This is a genomic window from Stenotrophomonas sepilia (assembly GCF_003244875.1).
Taxonomy (GTDB): Bacteria; Pseudomonadota; Gammaproteobacteria; order Xanthomonadales; family Xanthomonadaceae; genus Stenotrophomonas; species Stenotrophomonas sepilia.
In genome coordinates, this window is sequence record NZ_LXXZ01000025.1 from 30,182 (window position 1) to 46,114 (window position 15,933).

Below are 15,933 nucleotides of genomic sequence, written 5' to 3' on the forward strand. Positions count from 1 at the left end.
TGAAGTGCAATCTGGCGGCAGGGGCGTGGAGCGGGCGTGAACGGTTCGGCGATCCGTTCAGCAGGGGACGGTCAGTCGCGCATCAGGGTGGACTTGCCGAACAGGCTTTCCACCAGGTCCACGGCCAGTTCGGCGGTGGCATTCTGCTTGTCCAGCAAGGGGTTGAGCTCGACGATGTCCAGCGAACCCATGCGCCCGGTGTCGGCGATCATTTCCATCACCAGCTGCGCCTCCCGATAGTTCACCCCACCCGGCACCGTGGTGCCGACGCCCGGCGCGATGCTGGGGTCGAGGAAGTCGACATCGAAGCTGACATGCAGGTGGGTGTTCTCATCGATGCCGGCCAGCGCCGCTTCCACCGCGCGTTTCATGCCGTTCTCGTCGATGTAGCGCATGTCATAGACATCCACCTTGTGGGTCTTGATCAGGCGCTTCTCTTCCGGGTCCACCGAACGGATGCCGATCTGGTGCATCTGCGCCGGGGTGATCGCCGGTGCGCTGCCGCCCAGACGGGTCAGCGCGTCCGGGCCGAGGCCGCACAGGCAGGCCACCGGCATGCCGTGGATGTTGCCCGACGGCGTGACATCGCTGGTGTTGAAGTCCGAATGCGCGTCCAGCCACAGCACGCGCAGATTCTTCCCCTGCTCGCGGCACCAGCGCGCGACGGCGGTGATCGAACCGATGCCCAGGCAATGGTCGCCACCGAGCATGATCGGCATGCGCCCGGCCTGCAGCTCGGCGTAGCTGGCTTCCATCAGTGCGCGGTTCCAGGCCACCACCTCATCCAGGTGGCGGTAGCCCTCCACCGGCGCGGTCCACGGGTTGCGCGGGCCATCCAGGTTGCCCACGTCGCGCACGTCCACGCCGCGCGCTTCCAGCGCCTCCGGCAGGCCCGCCACGCGCAGCGCCTCCGGCCCCAGCCGTGCGCCGCGATGGCCCGCACCGACATCGGTGGGAACGCCAATCAGGGATACGGAAATGGGATGGGCCATGGGTGCCTCCTGCGGTGCGGAAAAAGAAGCACAGTCTAGCCAGAGCTGTGTGACACCACTCGCGGCGGTGCAGCAGGGCATGGGTCAGATCGCCGCGGCCTGCCAGCCGTATCCGGTCAGGCATTCCAGCGCTGGGTCGTCAGGAATTGGACCTTCCGCGATCCACCTCACATCCCGGTCGGTTTCGCCTCTTACGCAAGGCTGTTGTTGTGTCCACGCTGCGCAGGCACCCTGAAGGTGCCGCCTCACTTCCTCAATCATGGAGCTCCACGCGCATGAAACATGCACTCAATGGACTTGCGGTACTGGCAATTGCCCTGGGCGGACTGTTTCCCGCCGCTGCCAGTGCACCCTCGCAACGCATCACGCATACGGTGACCTCCGATGCGTATCCCATGCAGACGGCAGGCGCACGCCAGGTACTCGACTGGGTGGCGCAGCGGGTGAAGCCGTCGTTCGCCCCGCAGGGCTACGGCAACGTACAGGTGGAACGACAGGCAGTCTCCGTAGGCCGTGCGTCTGCACGCTCGGACGAATCGATTCCCGGCAAGCTGCCGGACCAGGGCATTCCCGGTGAGATCTACCGGGTGGAAAACCTGCTTCCCGACGGCTCCATCCAGACGTGGGAATTCACCTGGGTGGAACCCTCATCCGGCCATGGCGGCGGCTGGGACGTAACCGGCTACACCTACAAGAAGGGAAACGACCCGGTGAACCAGCAGTAGCGGGACGGGGGGCAACGCGCACCGCGCTGCCCCCTTAGACACGCCGCCGCCGCGCCTCAACCGCCGCGGCGGCGAACCGGCGTCAGGCTCTGCACCTGGCCGCTGTTGCGCATCATGCACAGGAAGCGGCCATCCGGATAATCGATGATGAGTTCCTGGTAATCGCTGCCCACCGGCATCTGGGTGACCAGCGCGCCCTGAGCGCCCTTGCGCATGTTGCAGGCGCCCAACGCGGTATCGCCTGCCGGCGCCGGGGTGGTCACCGAAGACACATTGCGGAACACCGCGCGGCAGCCGCCATTGACCCACACCGAGTGCCGCGACAGGCCCCAGTTCTTACCTTCCTCGCATCGGGTGTGGCTGAGCTGGCGCACGATTTCCACATTGCCGCGGGTATTCAGATCGCACGACACCTGCTGCTCGTCAGTGGATTCGCAGGTGACTTCGCGCGGTAGCGCGGCGTCGCCGGTAGCAACCTCGCGCGGGTGTGCGCCATTTGCGGCGGGCGCAGATGTTCCACTGGCGCTGACCTGGCAGATGCCGTTGGCGCCGCCACGGCCGGTATAGCTGATCTGCGGCGTACCGTCATCGCTGCGGCTGATCGACAGGGTGATGCCGCTGTTGGCGTCGCGGGCTTCGAAATAGCGGTCGTTGAAACGTTTCAGCGTGGCCTCGCGGCCCTGCACATAGACCGACCCGCCATCGTCTGCGTGAACATCGATGTCGCCCGGGCAGCTGGCGTTGAAGAACGGCACGGCGGCCATGGCCGGGGCCACGAAAGCGGCGGACAACAATGCGGAGGTGAGCGACAGGGCATGGCGACGCATGTGCGGCTTCCGAAGGGCATGTATCCCCAGTATGTGTCGGGGGTCTGCAAATGGTCTGTGAGGAGAATCAAAAAAGCCGGCAGCGCATTCGGGCGTTTGTGTTTGCTATGGTAGCTGTGGAGCCTTGCCCGGGCTGTTAAGTCACCTTTACTTCGTGGGCCAGCTCAGGGCATACGGCAGCGATGGTTCGGGCAGATTTCTCGCTGATGGCGCCACTGCGCAATCTGTCGCTTCTGGCCTTGCGATGCCCGAAACGGGCCAAACGCGATAATTCATTTTTCCTTTCAGATCTCCCGATGCCATCGAAACAAACGACTGGCAGGCGGTGATTTCACGTGCGCATGATGAATCGCCACCTGCAAAGGTGGCCGGGTCTTCCAAGCCCGCGTAATCGATGCTGTATACGCTTGCCAGCCGGCGCCGTCTTCCCAAGCGGCGCCGGCTGGCAATCCGTTCGCCGATCGACGGCGGGCGGTGCGTGGGGGCCCCGTGCCCGCCGGCTCATCGATTCCCGGTCTTGGAAGCCACGCATCGCCCGCCACCCTGCCGTGGCGGCACCTCTGTTCCTGCCGAGGATGCCCGCATGTCCAGAACCTACCACCCGTACCTGACCGCCACCCTCGGCGAGGCGGCTCTGCGCCTGCCACCTGAACTGGCGCAGCCATTGGAAGCCGCTTTCGCCGCTGCGAACGAAGCGCCTGCGTCCATCAACCTGCCCAGCTGCCTGCAGCGCATCCGCGCCGGTGATGCCGCCGATGGACAGCCGTGGACGGGGCCCGCCAGCACACCCGGCCAAGCGGTGGCCGCCGCGCGCCGGGATCGCGCCGCGGTTGGCCTGGTGTCGTTGTTGGAGCTGTATCACGCCACCGAGCGCGTGCGCGTGGACGGGGAAGAGAAGGACGACATCGGCGACGGCACCCGCGAAGGGCTGATGCTGGCCTGCCGGGGGCTGGCGGAGTATGTGGCGTTGCAGGTGGGTGGGAGGTAGCTGGCGAGAGCATCTGCACAACCACTTGGATTCTACTTCGTTGTGGAATGTTTCCTTGCACTCGCACACGCGCGACTCGTTACCGAGGGTGATACTCGACGACACCGACAGATACTCAATACCAAGACCGAAGTCACATCCACCCCTGTCGATCTCATGTCAACTGCTCCGCGTGGTTTCGAAACCACGGTGCACCACGCATCCTTCTAGACCAAGGAGAGATCTAGCATGAGAATGAATTCCAAGAGCATATTGGCCGCCTCCACTATCGCATTGGGAAGCGCACTCCTGTTCACAGGTTGCAATCTGAAGAGTGTTCGAGCTTATGGCGAGTGCAGCGGAAAACAAACAGGTGGAGGGGAATGCAAGGCGGGTATGGAAGTTATCTGGGAAGGGGACGGTGGTGGGAAGAAGAGCATTTACAACTCCCTGCTGTCGTCTCTTAGCGTGCTTCCAGATGCCGCGATGTTTGAGCTGGATACATCCGGATCAACCATACCGTATCCTGCCACGGGCAATGCGGTACTTCGGGTAAAGAACGTCGCTACGGGCGCAATCAGCGCGTCCCAGACGTTTTCATGGGTCAGGACAGGCACAGTGATCCGAGTTGCAGACCCAAACGCCGTGAATGCTTGGATTTACGCCAATGTGGGTAATGGTGATGCCTTGAGCTACGACCTGCTCCCCTTCCATTCGGCATACGGTAGTGGCCCGCAGGTTATCGCTGGGCAGGCCAAACAGGAGGGCATTATCAAGGCGAGCTACTACCTGGAGTTCGAAGGACGGGATTGCGTCAACCACCCGTCGCCGCACTTGTGCATGGAGATGTAGTAAACAACAGAAGATGCGGGTGCGCCTTAAGCGCCCGCGCCTTTGGGAGAAAGGATGAAAGGAGTCGTACTCGCCGCATTCGCAACCTCCCTCCTGGCAGGCTGTGCCACACCGATCGGATTGCCACAAGGCATCCCGCCGGATGGCTACACCGAGCTGGTGTCCACGCCTCTCGGGCCATTCCGCTACTTCCGGTCCCTGTCCATTGTTCCGGGGCACAGAAGCTTGCCGCCTCTGGAATCGTTTCAGTGCACGCATACCCAGCACGAAATCGTGCTCATGATGGCTGCAGGATCACAGGTTGATGCTGCAGATACCTGCAAGCGCATTGATGCAGCAGCAAGGTTCTCCGAATCATGGATAGAAGCAAAGGCGAACAGATACAGGATCCTTCTCGCGCCAACGGATACCGCCGCGACTATACAGTCGCGTACTTTTGGATCGTTCTCGGGTGGGAAGACGTTGGCACTTGCGGCTTCGATACATGACGACCGCGAACGGACTGTTGCGAACCTTGTCGATCTGGTCGCACACGAGACATTCCATGCGCTAGGTCATGCCACAAGACACCCTCAGGCGCTTGATGAACGCATCGCCTACTACGCCGGCATCTGCGCACAGCTTCAGGTGAACGGCGTTGTTCGAGAAGATTCGCTGCCTGGAGCCGCCATCGGCACGGACGACGATGCAGTGCAGCTGTCTTCGCAAGCGGCCTATCGCGTCCGTCTCGAGACCTATCCCCTTCTCGCTAATGGCGGCATTCAACTCAAGGAGCAATCCGGCGAACGTATGCTCCAACGTTGCAGTCAACTCAAAAGGGGCATTGCGGTGCCACGGTGAGCTTGTCTGCAGGCCCCCATTCTTCCCCAGAACGGCAACGCACAAAAAAACCCGCCATTGCAGCAGGTTGATTGTTCTCCGTGGACATGTGCGGATGCCAAGGGATCGAAGATGGTGCCGCTTATCCGAATCGAACGGATGACCTACTGTTTACAAGACAGTTGCTCTACCAACTGAGCTAAAGCGGCATGGGTGGTGCACCGGCGGCAGCGCCGCGGTCAGGGGATTCTAGCGCAACCGCGTGCATTCCAGCGACCGGCTCTGCGCCGCGCCGCTGCGCTGCTGGGCCTGGGCCGGCTGCGTGCCCGCCGCCAGCTGCCCTTCCAGCCACCATTGGCCGGCGTCGCCGCTGGCGACCAGGCGCGGCTGGAAGCCGGCGGCCTGCACCGCCGCCATGCGCCGTTCGGCGCCTTCGCGGTTGCGGTACTGGCCCAGCGCCACGGCGTTGGCCTCCTCGCCCTGGCTGATGATGTAGTAGTCGCTCAGGCCGGCGGCGACGATGCGCTTCACGGTGGCCTGGGCTTCGTCACGGTTGGCGGCGGCCGGCAGCATCACCCGGTAGCGGGCACTGCCGCTGGCAGCGGGCTGTTCGCGCAGGCGCGCTTGGCTGAGCAGCGTGCCGGCCTTGTCCTGCGCGCCGCTGGCGGCAGCGCGGTCGGCGAACGGGCCCAGCGCGACGCAGCGCGGCGGCTCGGCGGCCGCGGGCGGGGTTACGGGCTTTTCCGCTGCCGGAACGGGTGCAGGCGGTGTTCCCGGCTTGGCAGCGTCAGCAACCGGCGTAGCGTCAGCCACCTGCGGCCTGGCGATCTCCGGCTTTGCCGGCGCAACGGGCGCGGGCGTCGCAGCCACCGCGGTCTTCGCCGCCGGTTCGCGCTCCATCAGCGGTGCGGTCGGGGCGGCCGCAGTGGCCTCGGCTGCGGCATTGGCATCCGCGCCACCCGGCACCCACCGCAGCTCGGCGACGCCAGCCGGTTGCGGCGCAGGCGCAGGCTTCTGCGGCGCATCGCGCAGCAGCCACCAGCAGGCGACGCCGAGATTGAGAATGGCCAGTACGACGATCAGGGCACGGGTCAGCATGCGCGGATACTAGCGCGCGGGCTGGTGCACCGCCCAGCGGGCGAGGCCATCCAGCACCAGCGAGGGGTGGTAATCGGCAGCGGGCAGCAACGGCATCAGCGCCGGTGCGCCGCCACCGTGCACGAGCAGCGACGGTGCCACGCCCAGCAGCGTGTGCGCGTGCTGTGCGCTGCGTTCAATCAGCGCCACCGCAGCGCCATCGCAGCCGGAGGCCAGCGCGTCGGCGGTGTCGTTGGCGAACTCACTGTAGCCGCCACCGGTCGCGGGCAGCTGCACGGCACGGGCATGCAGTGCTTCGCGCATGGTGGTGGGCGATGCGGAGATGCGGCCACCGTGGTGCTGGCCGTCGGCGTCGAGCAGATCAATCGTCAGTGCGGTGCCCACGCCGACCACCAGCACCGGGCGCTGCGCCTTGGCCGCAGCCAGCAGGGCGAGGAAGCGGTCGACGCCGAACTTTTCCGGCCTGGCATAGGCAATGCGCACGCCGGCGCATTCGGCGCTGGTGCGCACTACATGCACATGCTCGAAGCGACGCTGCAGCTGGTCCAGCATGGCGCTGGTCAGCGATGGTGCGGCCACGCTGGCCACGAACGCGGTGCGGCCGCTGGGCAGGCTGTGCGGCGGCTGCCCGGCCATGCCTTCGGCGCCATGCGCCCAGGCCTGTACGTCACCGGCACGGTCACCCTGCAACGGCGCGAACTTGAAGCGCGAGTTGCCGAGGTCGAACAACCAATCGCTCATGCCGCCCTCACGCTGACTTCGCCGGCGTGCAGCAGGCGTTCCTGGCCATCGATGCGCACGCGCAATGCGCCGTCATCGGCCAGGCCAAGCGCAGTACCGTGCTGCCACTGCCCATCCAGTTCCACGCGCACTTCGCGGCCGGCCAGCATGTCGAAGGCAGCGTAGCGCGGCAGGAACGGAGCGAGGCCTTCGCGATCGAATTCTTCCAGCGCCGGCAGCAGGCGCGCCAGCACGGCAGCAACCACCCCATTGCGGTCCACCGGCTTGCCGGCCAACGTGTCCAGGTCCACCCACGGCTGGGTGATCTGCTCGCCGAACGACGGCGGCATGTGGGTGTTGATGCCGATGCCGATCACCGCGCGCGCCGGGCCGGCGTATTCGCCACCGCCCTCGGCAAGCAGGCCGACCAGCTTGCGCTTGCCATCGATGATCAGGTCGTTCGGCCACTTCAACTGCGCTTGGGTGTAGCCCAGGTCGTGCAGCGCTTCGGCCACGGCAATGCCGGCCACCAGGCTCAACCCGGCCAGGCGGCCGAGGCCGCCGGAGTACAGGCGCATCACCGACAGGTAGATATGCGCGGCCAACGGCGAGGCCCAGGTGCGGCCACGACGGCCGCGGCCACCGGTCTGGCGTTCGGCCAGCAGCACGCTGACCCCGCGCTGGGGCGCGCTGCACCGCAGCAATTCAGCATTGGTGGAGTCCACCGTCCAGGCCACCTGCAGGTCGTGCAGCAGGGCCTGGGCATCGGCGGGCAGGCCGGCGCGGATCGCCGCCGGGTCCAGCAGGTCGACCGGGCGGGTCAGGCCATAGCCCTCGCCAGCACGGCCCTCGATGTCCACACCTGCGGCCCTAAGCCCTTGAATACGCTTCCAAATAGCCGCCCGGGTCTGGCCCAGCTCTCGGGCCAGGGCGTCGCCGGACAGGCGACCGGCAGCGAGTTTGCCCAGCAATTGGCGATCGTCCACGGCAGCTTCCACGAAGTCAGGCAGGAATTATGCGGGAAAGCCGCCAGCGACGCCTGCCACGCTGGGTTCCGCAGGGGCTTCCAACGAGGCGCCGGGTTCGGGCTAGAATCGGGAACTCACCCTCCCTTAACGTGGATGTCGTCAATGCGCCGTTATGCCCATTGCCTGATCCTGCTGATGATGCCCTTCACGGCGTCTGCAACGGCAGCGCTGGACGACAGCCGGGGCGCCTGCGTGTCCTCCAACGGTGATGCCGCCTCGCAGCGCGCGCCGACCGCGACCGCCTCGGCTGCGACCACCAAGCCGGCACCGGTACGCCCTGCGGCCAGCAGTGCCACCAGCACCGGGGGCGGCGGCAGCGACGACGACGTGCTGCAGCGCATCCGTGCGCCGAAGTGGCACAGCTACCTGCCGGGAATGTTCCGCTGATCAAGTCGTTGCTGCAGTGGCTGCGGCCCTCGCCGCGGCCGATCGATGATGCGCTTTGGGAAGACGCCTGCCGCCGTGCGGCCTGGCTGCACGGACTGGACGACGAACGCCGCGCGCGACTGCGCGTGCTGGCCACGCGCTTCCTGCATGAGAAGACCATTACTCCGATCGGTGAGCTGCAGTTGCAGGCCGGCGACGGCGTGCTGCTGGCCGCGCTGTGCTGCCTGCCGCTGCTGGAGTTCGGCGCGGTGGGGCTGGAGGGCTGGTCGCAACTGATCGTCTACCCGGATGCGTTCCGCGTGCACCGCAGCCACATGGATGCGGCCGGCGTGCTGCACGAGTGGGATGACGAGCTGATCGGCGAGTCGTGGGACAGTGGTCCGTTGATCCTGTCCTGGGCCGACGTGCAGGCCGACCTGGCCGCGCCGCACGACGGCTACTGCGTGGCGGTGCATGAGATGGTGCACAAGCTCGATGCACTGGATGGCGCGATGGACGGCACACCGCCACTGCCGCGGCAATGGCAGCGTGAGTGGGCAGCCACGTTCCAGCGCGCCTACGACGCCTTCTGCGCGCAGGTGGACGCCGGCGAAGAGACGCTGATCGATCCGTATGCGGCCGAGGCGCCGGAAGAGTTCTTCGCGGTAGCCAGCGAGTACCACTTCTCGGCACCGGATCTGCTGCAGCAGGCGTTGCCCGAGGTCGCCGCGCAGCTGCGGCGGTTCTATGGCGAGCCGCCGAAGATCGAAATGCCGTAGTGCCGGCCGCTGGCCGGCAACCTCATGATCTTCGATGGCATTGCTTGGTTGCCGGCCAGCGCCCGGCACTACCGATCAACGAGGTTTACGGCCCCGGCGGCAAGCGCACTTCGAAGCGGGCGCCACCCAGTTCGGCCGAACGGCCCACGCTCAGTTCGCCGCGGTAGTCCTTGATCAGGTCCTGCACGATCGACAGGCCGATGCCGTGGCCCTGCACGCGCTCGTCGCCACGCACGCCACGCTGCAGCACCTTGCCGATGTCATCCGGGGCGATGCCCGGGCCATCGTCGTCCACCGCCAGCAGCAGGCCGGCACGGCGCGCGTTCGGCGCCGGCAGCGGCTGCGCGGTCAGCAGCACGCGGCGGTTGGCCCACTTGAAGGCGTTCTCCAGCAGGTTGCCGAGCAGTTCCTGCAGGTCACCCGGCTCGCCGTGGAAGCGCGCGGCCGGGTCGATATCGAATTCGCACAGCACGCCCTTGGCGGCGTAGACCTTTTCCAGGCCACGCACGATTTCCTCGGCGTTGGACTCGATCGGCAGCGGCGCGGAGAACAGCTTGTGGCCCGACGAGGCCGCGCGTGCCAGCTGGTACGAAACCAGGTTGTTCATGCGCTGCAGCTGCACGTCCAGTTCTTCGCGCAGCGCACCGTCGCCGGCGCCGCTGTCCATCTGCGTGCGCAGTACCGCGATTGGCGTTTTCAGGCTGTGCGCCAGATCGGCAAGGGTATTGCGCTGGCGCTCGAGGTTCTCGCGCTCGCTTTCGATGAAGGCGTTGATGCTGTCGGTCAGCGGTTCCAGCTCGCGCGGGTGGCGCTCGCTCATGCGCTCGGTCTCGCCGCGCTGCACCTTGGTCAGCTCGGTGATCACCCGGCGCAGCGGGCGCAGGCTCCACTGCAGGATGACGGTCTGCAGCAGCAGCAGGATCAGGCCGATGCCGCCCAGGTAGAACCAGACGCGGCCACGGAACACGCGCAGCTGCGCACCCAGCGCGCGCGAGTCTTCCATCACATAGATGGTGTAGGGGAATTCGGTGGCGGGGTCGGCGTCGGCGCCCCACACCAGGCCCAGGCCATAGCGGTACACCGAGCCCTGGCTGCCATCGATCTGGATCATCGGCAGCGGGCCTTCGAACACCTCCTGGCGCGGCGCCAGCAGGCCGCCACCGACGGTGGGCAGCATCGGGCCTTCGGCGGACATCGAATTGCCCTTGCCGTGCGGCATCACCACCTGCAGGTACAGGCCACTGCCAGGTACGTCGAAGCGCGAATCCGGCGGCTGCTCGCGGATGTACAGCGAGCGGTCGCGGGTGAAGTCGATGCCGGCCGCGTAGGAGGTGGCGTAGTTCTTCAGGCGCTCACGCAGGTTCGCCTTCGCCGTATCGGCGAAGGCGGCGTCGAGCGCGTAACCGGCCAGCGCCAGGAACGCGACCAGGCCCACGGACGCGGCGAGCATCTGGCGCGCCTGCAGTGAGCGCGGCCGCCAGCGTCGGAAGAACCACAGACGGCCGGACATCGTGTTATCGCCAGGGTGAGCCGGCTCAGCCCTCGTTGCGCGGGATCGCGAAACGGTAGCCGCGACCGCGCACGGTCTCGATCGGCTTCAGTTCGCCATCCGGGTCCAGCTTCTTGCGCAGGCGGCCGATGAAGACCTCCAGCACGTTGGAGTCGCGGTCGAAGTCCTGCTGGTAGATGTGTTCGGTGAGGTCGGCCTTGGAGACCAGTTCACCGGCATGCATCATCAGGTACTCCAGCACCTTGTACTCGTAGCTGGTCAGGTCGACATTGCTGCCGGCCACGCTGACCGTCTGGGCAGCAAGGTCCAGGGCGACCGGGCCGCATTCCAGGGTCGGCTTGCTCCAGCCGGCGGCGCGGCGCAGCAGCGCGTTGACGCGGGCCAGCAACTCTTCGACGTGGAACGGCTTGACCAGGTAATCGTCGGCGCCCTGCTTCAGGCCCTCGACCTTGTCCTGCCAGCTCGAACGCGCGGTCAGGATCAGCACCGGGAACTTCTTGCCTTCGTCACGCAGGGCCTTGATCAGCTCCATGCCCGACATCTTGGGCAGGCCGAGGTCGATGATGCCGACATCGAACGGAACTTCGCGCCCCATGTAGAGGCCTTCTTCGCCGTCCTGCGCAGCATCGACGGCAAAGCCTTCGCGCTTGAGCCGGGCTGCCAGGGTCTCACGCAGCGGGGCTTCGTCTTCGACCAGAAGGATACGCATGAACTCTCCCTAGTGTCCTGGGTGTGGCCCGGAGGCCTGTGGGGTACGGGTTGATAGCGACGACTATCCCTGTTCAGGGGTTATCGCCGCGTAGTGATGACATATCCGACCGCGGCGTGCGCGGCTGTGAACGCGACGGGGCGGGGTCGTCCATGTAGCGGACCCGGCCCCGGTCGTCCATGTACTTCACCCGGTTGATATCACGACCATCGAACGGCACGCGCTCGGCGCCGAGGATGTGGCCGCCGGTGCTGCGCTGCACGCGGCGCACGGCATCGGACAGCGAACGTTCGTCGCCACGGTTGCCACGCTCTCCCCGATCCATCATTTCCGCCCGCGCCTGCTCGCCGCGCGGCGGCTGTTGCGCCAGCGCCGAAGACAGCGGCGCAGCCGACAGCACCACGCAGGTGGCCAGGGCAATGCGGCAATGGAAGGGAGCGGAAGACATCGATGCGATCCTAGCCGAGCACGGCGATTCGTTCAAAAGTCGTAAATCCGGATGCCGGGTTCGGGACACGGCGCTTTACAAATCCTTTGCAAATTCTTGGTTTGGGGCAGTGAATCCGGTCTGAACTTTTCCGGTCGCAGCCCGCGATGTTCAGCTAGGTGAACATTCGGGACGAATCGCCGTCCCTTGTCAAGTCAGGAACGTGACTGCGGTCACGCTGCGGCGCGATCAGCTTCGCGCTCGGTGACCAACAGCGCCTGCTCGACCAGGCTCCAGTCGGCGCCCGGGCGGTGTGCGCCCTCGCTCAGCACCTGGCGGAACGCGCGGCCACCGGGCTGGCCGTGGAACAGGCCGAGCAGGTGGCGGGTGATGTGCTTCAGCGCCAGGCCTTCGCCCAGGCGCGCTTCCACGTAGGGACGCAGCGTGCGCAGCAGGTCGCCACGGGCCTGAAGCGGGGCGCCGGTCTGCAGCGCCTCCAGCTGATGCAGCAGGTAGGGGTCGTGGTAGGCCGCGCGGCCCAGCATCACGCCATCGACGTGCGCGGCCTGCGCCTGCACCGCCTCGATGGTGGCCAGGCCGCCATTGAGCACCACCGGCAGCCCCGGGCGCTCCTGCTTCAGGCGGTAGGCCCAATCGTACTTCAGCGGCGGAACCTCGCGGTTCTCCTTCGGCGACAGGCCCTTCAGCCACGCGTTGCGCGCATGCACAACCACCATTGCGGCACCGGCGGCGACCTGGCGGTCGACGAAGGCGGCGAACACGTCGTAGTCGTTGTCCTCGTCCACGCCCAGGCGGCACTTCACCGTCACCGGGATATCAACCGCGTCGACCATCGCCGCCACGCAGTCGGCCACCAGCGCCGGCTCGCGCATCAGGCAAGCGCCAAAACGCCCGGCCTGCACGCGGTCGGACGGGCAACCGCAGTTGAGGTTGACCTCGTCGTAGCCCCACTCGGCGGCAATGCGCGCAGCCTGCGCCAGCAGGGCCGGATCGCTGCCGCCCAGCTGCAGCGCCAGCGGCTGTTCGCTGACATCGAAACCGAGCAGGCGCTGGCGATCGCCATGGATGACCGCATTGGCGTGCACCATTTCGGTGTACAGCCGCGCACCCGGCGCCAGCAGGCGGTGGAACACCCGGCAATGGCGGTCGGTCCAGTCCATCATGGGCGCGACGGACAGGCGCAGGGAATCAGCGTAACGGGCGGTGGCGGACGTCATCGGGGTGTTGATCGGGGAGACCGGCATTGCCAGTGAGATCAATAGTTTACACCGGACGGCTGAACGGCGGCGGGTGGCGCCGGGACTGGCCGCTCGACCGGCCCCGGGGTCGCCGCGTGGCCTACAACCCGCGGTTGCGCACCTGTTCCTGCTGCTGCTCCTGCGCACGCTGGTTGAACTGGCTGTCCAGCGCTTCGCTTTGCCGGCTGCTGGCCTCGACCGAGTGCGATACCGCCTGCTGGCGGTCGACGAAGGTCCGCTGCGCCGCCGGGTCGCCCAGCTCGCCCTGCACCGCAAACAGACCGGTGCCGTCGGGGCGGGCCACGACATGGTCGATCTGGCGCATCCCGGACACCTTGCTTTCGTACGCCAGCTGGCCGGCCGCCCGCTCAACCTCCTGCGGGTTGGCGAACAGTGGCTTCAGGCCGGCCTGGGCACGCTGCTGCTCCAGCGCCTGCAGCTTGCCCAGCGCCTGGCCGAAGCGCGCGTTGTCGGCGTGCCCGGCGTCGCGCATGCTGGCCGGCTCTGCGGGCTCGGCCCGGGCCGGTGCCGCCGGCGCGGTACCGGCCTTGACCGCGTTGGGGGCATCGACCTGCGCCAGGGTCTTGCGGCCTGCCTTGCCATCGTCGTCCAGGCCGTTGTTGGCCTGGAACTGCTTGACCGCCGCAAAGGTGTCCTTGCCATACACACCATCGGCGTGCAGCGGCTTGCCATCGGCCCCGGCATAGCCCAGCGCCGCCAGCTTGCTCTGCAAGGCCTTGACCTCATCGCCGCGCTCGCCCTGCTTCAGCACGCCATCGGCCATCGGCGCCTGCTGTGCACTGCGTGCCGCCTGCGCGGCCTCGGGGCCCTGCGCGTGGACCTTGCCGCCCAGGGTGATGCGGTCGTTGAGGATGTCGCCCAGATAGCGACGGTACTGGTCCGGCTCGACTTCGATGTGCGCGTGCACTGCACCCGGCGAGCCCACGTCCGACTGCCGCACCAGCGGCGCACCGTATTCGACGAAATCCCCGGTCTTGTATGGAATGGACCCGCGCGCGCCGTGCAGCACCTGGCCCACCAGTTCGCGGCGCGCGTCGCCGACCGGATGGCTGTAGATGCTGATGGAGTTGGTACCGTCGTTGTTGAGCTGGACGTAGCCGGCGACCGGACTGGGAACCATCAGATTGCGCCCGCCTGACCGGTCGGTCAGGATCAGGTCCTTCTGCACCAGCGGAATGTTGTTGACGTCACCACGCCGGCGCACGGCCTCCAGCTCGCCCTCGACCATCTCCGCGCTACGGTCGACCCGGCTGGCATCGCCCGCGCGAACGGCAGCCGCGTTGGTGTTGGGGTGGTGGATCTTCAGTTCGCGGAACGCTTCTTCGCCACTGATGCCGTGGCGCAGGATGCGGTTACTGCCGCCATTGCCGAACGGCTCTACCACCGAGATGCGCTCGCCGCCGGGTGCAGGTGCCGCGGCCGGTGCAGCAGGCGCAGCGGATGCGGACGGTGTCGGCGTTGCAGGGCGGTGCTGTGCCGCTTCGGCCTGGATCGCACTGCGTGTGCCTGCGTCGGCCATGCCAGTGACCGGCAGATGGTGCTGTTGCTGGAACGTGTTGATGGCGTGCTGGCTCCCTGTCCCCAGGTAACCATCGGCGGTAATCGCTTTGCCCTGTGCATCGGTCAGCCCCAACGCCACCATGTCAGCCTGCAGCGCGCGTGCCTCGCGATCGATCGCACCCAGCGTTGCCGGACCGGCCTTGCCATCCACCGGGGTCAGGCCATGATCGCGCTGGAACGCTTCGACGGCCTTCCGGGTAGTGGCATCGAACTGTCGGTCGGGATGGATGGCCTGCGCGCCTGCGCCGCCATAGCCCAGTGTGTGCAGGTTGTGTTCCAGCTTTTCCACCGCGCGGCCGCTTGAGCCCTCCTTCAATACCTGCGGACCACCGCCACCGTGCCCGTGCGCTCGCGCCTGTTGCAGCGCCACCTGGATATCCGGGTCGCTGCCTTCGGTGGCGGGCGCGAAATCCCGGCGCCCCACCTTCAGGTGCGCGCGATCCATTTCGGCGGAATGCTGCGCATAGGCATCTTCATACCTGGCAGCGACATCGGCAGCAGCCAACCCGGCATAGGAAGGGGTGCGCTGGCGGATGGCAGCGGCCTGGTCGCGCAGTTCCTGGTAGTCACCACCGCGCTTAAGCACCGCTTCCAGGTCATCCAGCCGACCCGGCAGCTGGTTGGCGGTCTTGGCAATCAATGCGATGGCCTCGAAGCGCTTGTCTTCGGCAATGCCGCTGCCATGCTTGTCCAGCATGGTCATGGCGATATTCGTGGCATTGCGCACCTGCGGGTAATCGATGTGGGTGTGAATCCACTGCTTGCCTTCCGCCGAGCCGGCCCAAGCATTGATGCTGTCACGCGTTGGTGCATCGATGAAGCGGATGGATGAGCGCTTTCCCTCGCCATTGCCGTGGCTGAGCAGATCCGCACGCAGGTCAGTGCGATCATGCGTGAAGGGCAGGTTGTGTGCCTTGGCGTAGGCGCTGGCCTGGTCAATGACCCCATCGACATACGTTGTCTCGCCCGGCTTCAGTTTGCGCGCCTGCGTCGCGCCCAGCGGCCACTCGCCACGTTGGCCGAAATCCACCTGAATGGTGCCCAGTGAATAGCCGCTGTTGTCCCTTACCGCACTGACCGTGCCCCATTGCGGCTCGTTCAGGTGCTTGGTGATGCCAGCAATGCTGAGGTGGTACGACGATCCACCACCTTCGGTGCCGCGTCCGACAGCAAAGAACACCGCGCCGGCAGTGGCGTCCAGGTTGCGGGTGTCAATATTGTTTGGCATGTCTTACTTCCTTGTCCGTGGAGGATTGACCGGTTGCAGTTGCCTG

The 15,933-nt window shown here is 66.4% G+C and carries 16 protein-coding genes and 1 tRNA gene; 6 read left to right on the forward strand and 11 right to left on the reverse strand.

Annotation, left to right across the window (positions count from 1 at the left end):
- Window positions 1-71: 71 nt before the first annotated feature.
- Window positions 72-992, reverse strand: a complete 921-nt coding sequence (gene rocF / locus A7X97_RS02110) for an arginase (RefSeq protein WP_005420594.1) — start codon at window positions 990-992, stop codon at window positions 72-74.
- A 275-nt stretch (window positions 993-1,267) separates the two neighbouring features.
- Between rocF and A7X97_RS02115 the strand changes: the two genes are divergently transcribed.
- Entirely contained in the window at window positions 1,268-1,717 is a 450-nt protein-coding gene (locus A7X97_RS02115) for a hypothetical protein (RefSeq protein ID WP_053498765.1), read from the forward strand.
- Between the two features lie 56 nt (window positions 1,718-1,773).
- Here A7X97_RS02115 and A7X97_RS02120 read toward each other — a convergent pair whose 3' ends face one another.
- Window positions 1,774-2,544 (reverse strand): DUF3011 domain-containing protein, encoded by a 771-nt coding sequence (locus tag A7X97_RS02120; RefSeq protein WP_111007553.1) that lies wholly within the window; start codon window positions 2,542-2,544, stop codon window positions 1,774-1,776.
- A 583-nt stretch (window positions 2,545-3,127) separates the two neighbouring features.
- Here A7X97_RS02120 and A7X97_RS02125 point away from each other — a divergent pair.
- From A7X97_RS02125 to A7X97_RS21655, 3 genes are all read left to right on the forward strand, one after another.
- The gene (locus tag A7X97_RS02125; RefSeq protein WP_088497255.1) at window positions 3,128-3,532 is read left to right on the forward strand and encodes a hypothetical protein; all 405 of its coding nucleotides are present in this window, start codon (window positions 3,128-3,130) and stop codon (window positions 3,530-3,532) included.
- 228 nt (window positions 3,533-3,760) lie between these two features.
- Entirely contained in the window at window positions 3,761-4,363 is a 603-nt protein-coding gene (locus A7X97_RS02130) for a hypothetical protein (RefSeq protein ID WP_143592544.1), read from the forward strand.
- A 54-nt stretch (window positions 4,364-4,417) separates the two neighbouring features.
- Window positions 4,418-5,203, forward strand: a complete 786-nt coding sequence (locus A7X97_RS21655) for a hypothetical protein (RefSeq protein ID WP_143592545.1) — start codon at window positions 4,418-4,420, stop codon at window positions 5,201-5,203.
- 112 nt (window positions 5,204-5,315) lie between these two features.
- On the opposite strand, the gene A7X97_RS02140 is transcribed toward A7X97_RS21655, so the two are convergent.
- The 4 genes from A7X97_RS02140 to birA form a co-directional block, all read right to left on the reverse strand.
- Window positions 5,316-5,391 (reverse strand) — tRNA-Thr (locus tag A7X97_RS02140).
- A gap of 40 nt (window positions 5,392-5,431) precedes the next feature.
- Complete coding sequence (locus tag A7X97_RS02145) at window positions 5,432-6,280, reverse strand: SPOR domain-containing protein (protein ID WP_088497257.1); 849 nt, start codon at window positions 6,278-6,280, stop codon at window positions 5,432-5,434.
- Window positions 6,281-6,289: 9 nt separating this feature from the next.
- A complete protein-coding gene (locus A7X97_RS02150; RefSeq protein ID WP_053498757.1) occupies window positions 6,290-7,021 on the reverse strand; it encodes a type III pantothenate kinase in 732 nt (243 codons plus the stop codon).
- Window positions 7,018-7,986: a bifunctional biotin--[acetyl-CoA-carboxylase] ligase/biotin operon repressor BirA gene (gene birA, locus A7X97_RS02155; RefSeq protein ID WP_111007556.1), complete on the reverse strand. Its 969-nt coding sequence runs from the start codon at window positions 7,984-7,986 to the stop codon at window positions 7,018-7,020. The genes A7X97_RS02150 and birA overlap by 4 nt, the downstream gene beginning before the upstream one ends.
- 144 nt (window positions 7,987-8,130) lie before the next feature.
- Between birA and A7X97_RS02160 the strand changes: the two genes are divergently transcribed.
- The gene (locus A7X97_RS02160; RefSeq protein WP_072168732.1) at window positions 8,131-8,415 is read left to right on the forward strand and encodes a hypothetical protein; all 285 of its coding nucleotides are present in this window, start codon (window positions 8,131-8,133) and stop codon (window positions 8,413-8,415) included.
- Entirely contained in the window at window positions 8,382-9,173 is a 792-nt protein-coding gene (locus A7X97_RS02165) for a M90 family metallopeptidase (protein ID WP_172412141.1), read from the forward strand. Before A7X97_RS02160 ends, A7X97_RS02165 begins: the two co-directional genes overlap by 34 nt.
- 85 nt (window positions 9,174-9,258) lie before the next feature.
- Here A7X97_RS02165 and A7X97_RS02170 read toward each other — a convergent pair whose 3' ends face one another.
- The 5 genes from A7X97_RS02170 to A7X97_RS02190 form a co-directional block, all read right to left on the reverse strand.
- Window positions 9,259-10,683: an ATP-binding protein gene (locus A7X97_RS02170; RefSeq protein ID WP_065185596.1), complete on the reverse strand. Its 1,425-nt coding sequence runs from the start codon at window positions 10,681-10,683 to the stop codon at window positions 9,259-9,261.
- Window positions 10,684-10,708: 25 nt separating this feature from the next.
- A complete protein-coding gene (locus A7X97_RS02175) occupies window positions 10,709-11,392 on the reverse strand; it encodes a response regulator transcription factor (RefSeq protein ID WP_004136763.1) in 684 nt (227 codons plus the stop codon).
- Between the two features lie 73 nt (window positions 11,393-11,465).
- Entirely contained in the window at window positions 11,466-11,840 is a 375-nt protein-coding gene (locus A7X97_RS02180) for a hypothetical protein (RefSeq protein WP_005420623.1), read from the reverse strand.
- Window positions 11,841-12,052: 212 nt separating this feature from the next.
- A complete protein-coding gene (gene dusA, locus A7X97_RS02185; protein ID WP_088497259.1) occupies window positions 12,053-13,084 on the reverse strand; it encodes a tRNA dihydrouridine(20/20a) synthase DusA in 1,032 nt (343 codons plus the stop codon).
- A 94-nt stretch (window positions 13,085-13,178) separates the two neighbouring features.
- Window positions 13,179-15,887 carry a peptidoglycan-binding domain-containing protein gene (locus tag A7X97_RS02190; protein WP_088497260.1) on the reverse strand — a complete coding sequence of 903 codons (2,709 nt, stop codon included), beginning with the start codon at window positions 15,885-15,887 and terminating at the stop codon, window positions 13,179-13,181.
- Window positions 15,888-15,933: the final 46 nt, after the last annotated feature.

What these genes read in the sequence shown, in the direction of transcription:
- dusA (WP_088497259.1), bottom strand. Translation starts at nt 13,084, where the DNA reads ATGCCGGTCTCCCCGATCAACACCCCGATGACGTCCGCCACCGCCCGT.
- A7X97_RS21655 (WP_143592545.1), top strand. Translation starts at nt 4,418, where the DNA reads ATGAAAGGAGTCGTACTCGCCGCATTCGCAACCTCCCTCCTGGCAGGC.
- A7X97_RS02190 (WP_088497260.1), bottom strand. Translation starts at nt 15,887, where the DNA reads ATGCCAAACAATATTGACACCCGCAACCTGGACGCCACTGCCGGCGCG.
- A7X97_RS02130 (WP_143592544.1), top strand. Translation starts at nt 3,761, where the DNA reads ATGAGAATGAATTCCAAGAGCATATTGGCCGCCTCCACTATCGCATTG.
- A7X97_RS02150 (WP_053498757.1), bottom strand. Translation starts at nt 7,021, where the DNA reads ATGAGCGATTGGTTGTTCGACCTCGGCAACTCGCGCTTCAAGTTCGCG.
- A7X97_RS02180 (WP_005420623.1), bottom strand. Translation starts at nt 11,840, where the DNA reads ATGTCTTCCGCTCCCTTCCATTGCCGCATTGCCCTGGCCACCTGCGTG.
- rocF (WP_005420594.1), bottom strand. Translation starts at nt 992, where the DNA reads ATGGCCCATCCCATTTCCGTATCCCTGATTGGCGTTCCCACCGATGTC.
- A7X97_RS02120 (WP_111007553.1), bottom strand. Translation starts at nt 2,544, where the DNA reads ATGCGTCGCCATGCCCTGTCGCTCACCTCCGCATTGTTGTCCGCCGCT.
- A7X97_RS02145 (WP_088497257.1), bottom strand. Translation starts at nt 6,280, where the DNA reads ATGCTGACCCGTGCCCTGATCGTCGTACTGGCCATTCTCAATCTCGGC.
- A7X97_RS02175 (WP_004136763.1), bottom strand. Translation starts at nt 11,392, where the DNA reads ATGCGTATCCTTCTGGTCGAAGACGAAGCCCCGCTGCGTGAGACCCTG.
- A7X97_RS02125 (WP_088497255.1), top strand. Translation starts at nt 3,128, where the DNA reads ATGTCCAGAACCTACCACCCGTACCTGACCGCCACCCTCGGCGAGGCG.
- A7X97_RS02160 (WP_072168732.1), top strand. Translation starts at nt 8,131, where the DNA reads ATGCGCCGTTATGCCCATTGCCTGATCCTGCTGATGATGCCCTTCACG.
- A7X97_RS02115 (WP_053498765.1), top strand. Translation starts at nt 1,268, where the DNA reads ATGAAACATGCACTCAATGGACTTGCGGTACTGGCAATTGCCCTGGGC.
- A7X97_RS02170 (WP_065185596.1), bottom strand. Translation starts at nt 10,683, where the DNA reads ATGTCCGGCCGTCTGTGGTTCTTCCGACGCTGGCGGCCGCGCTCACTG.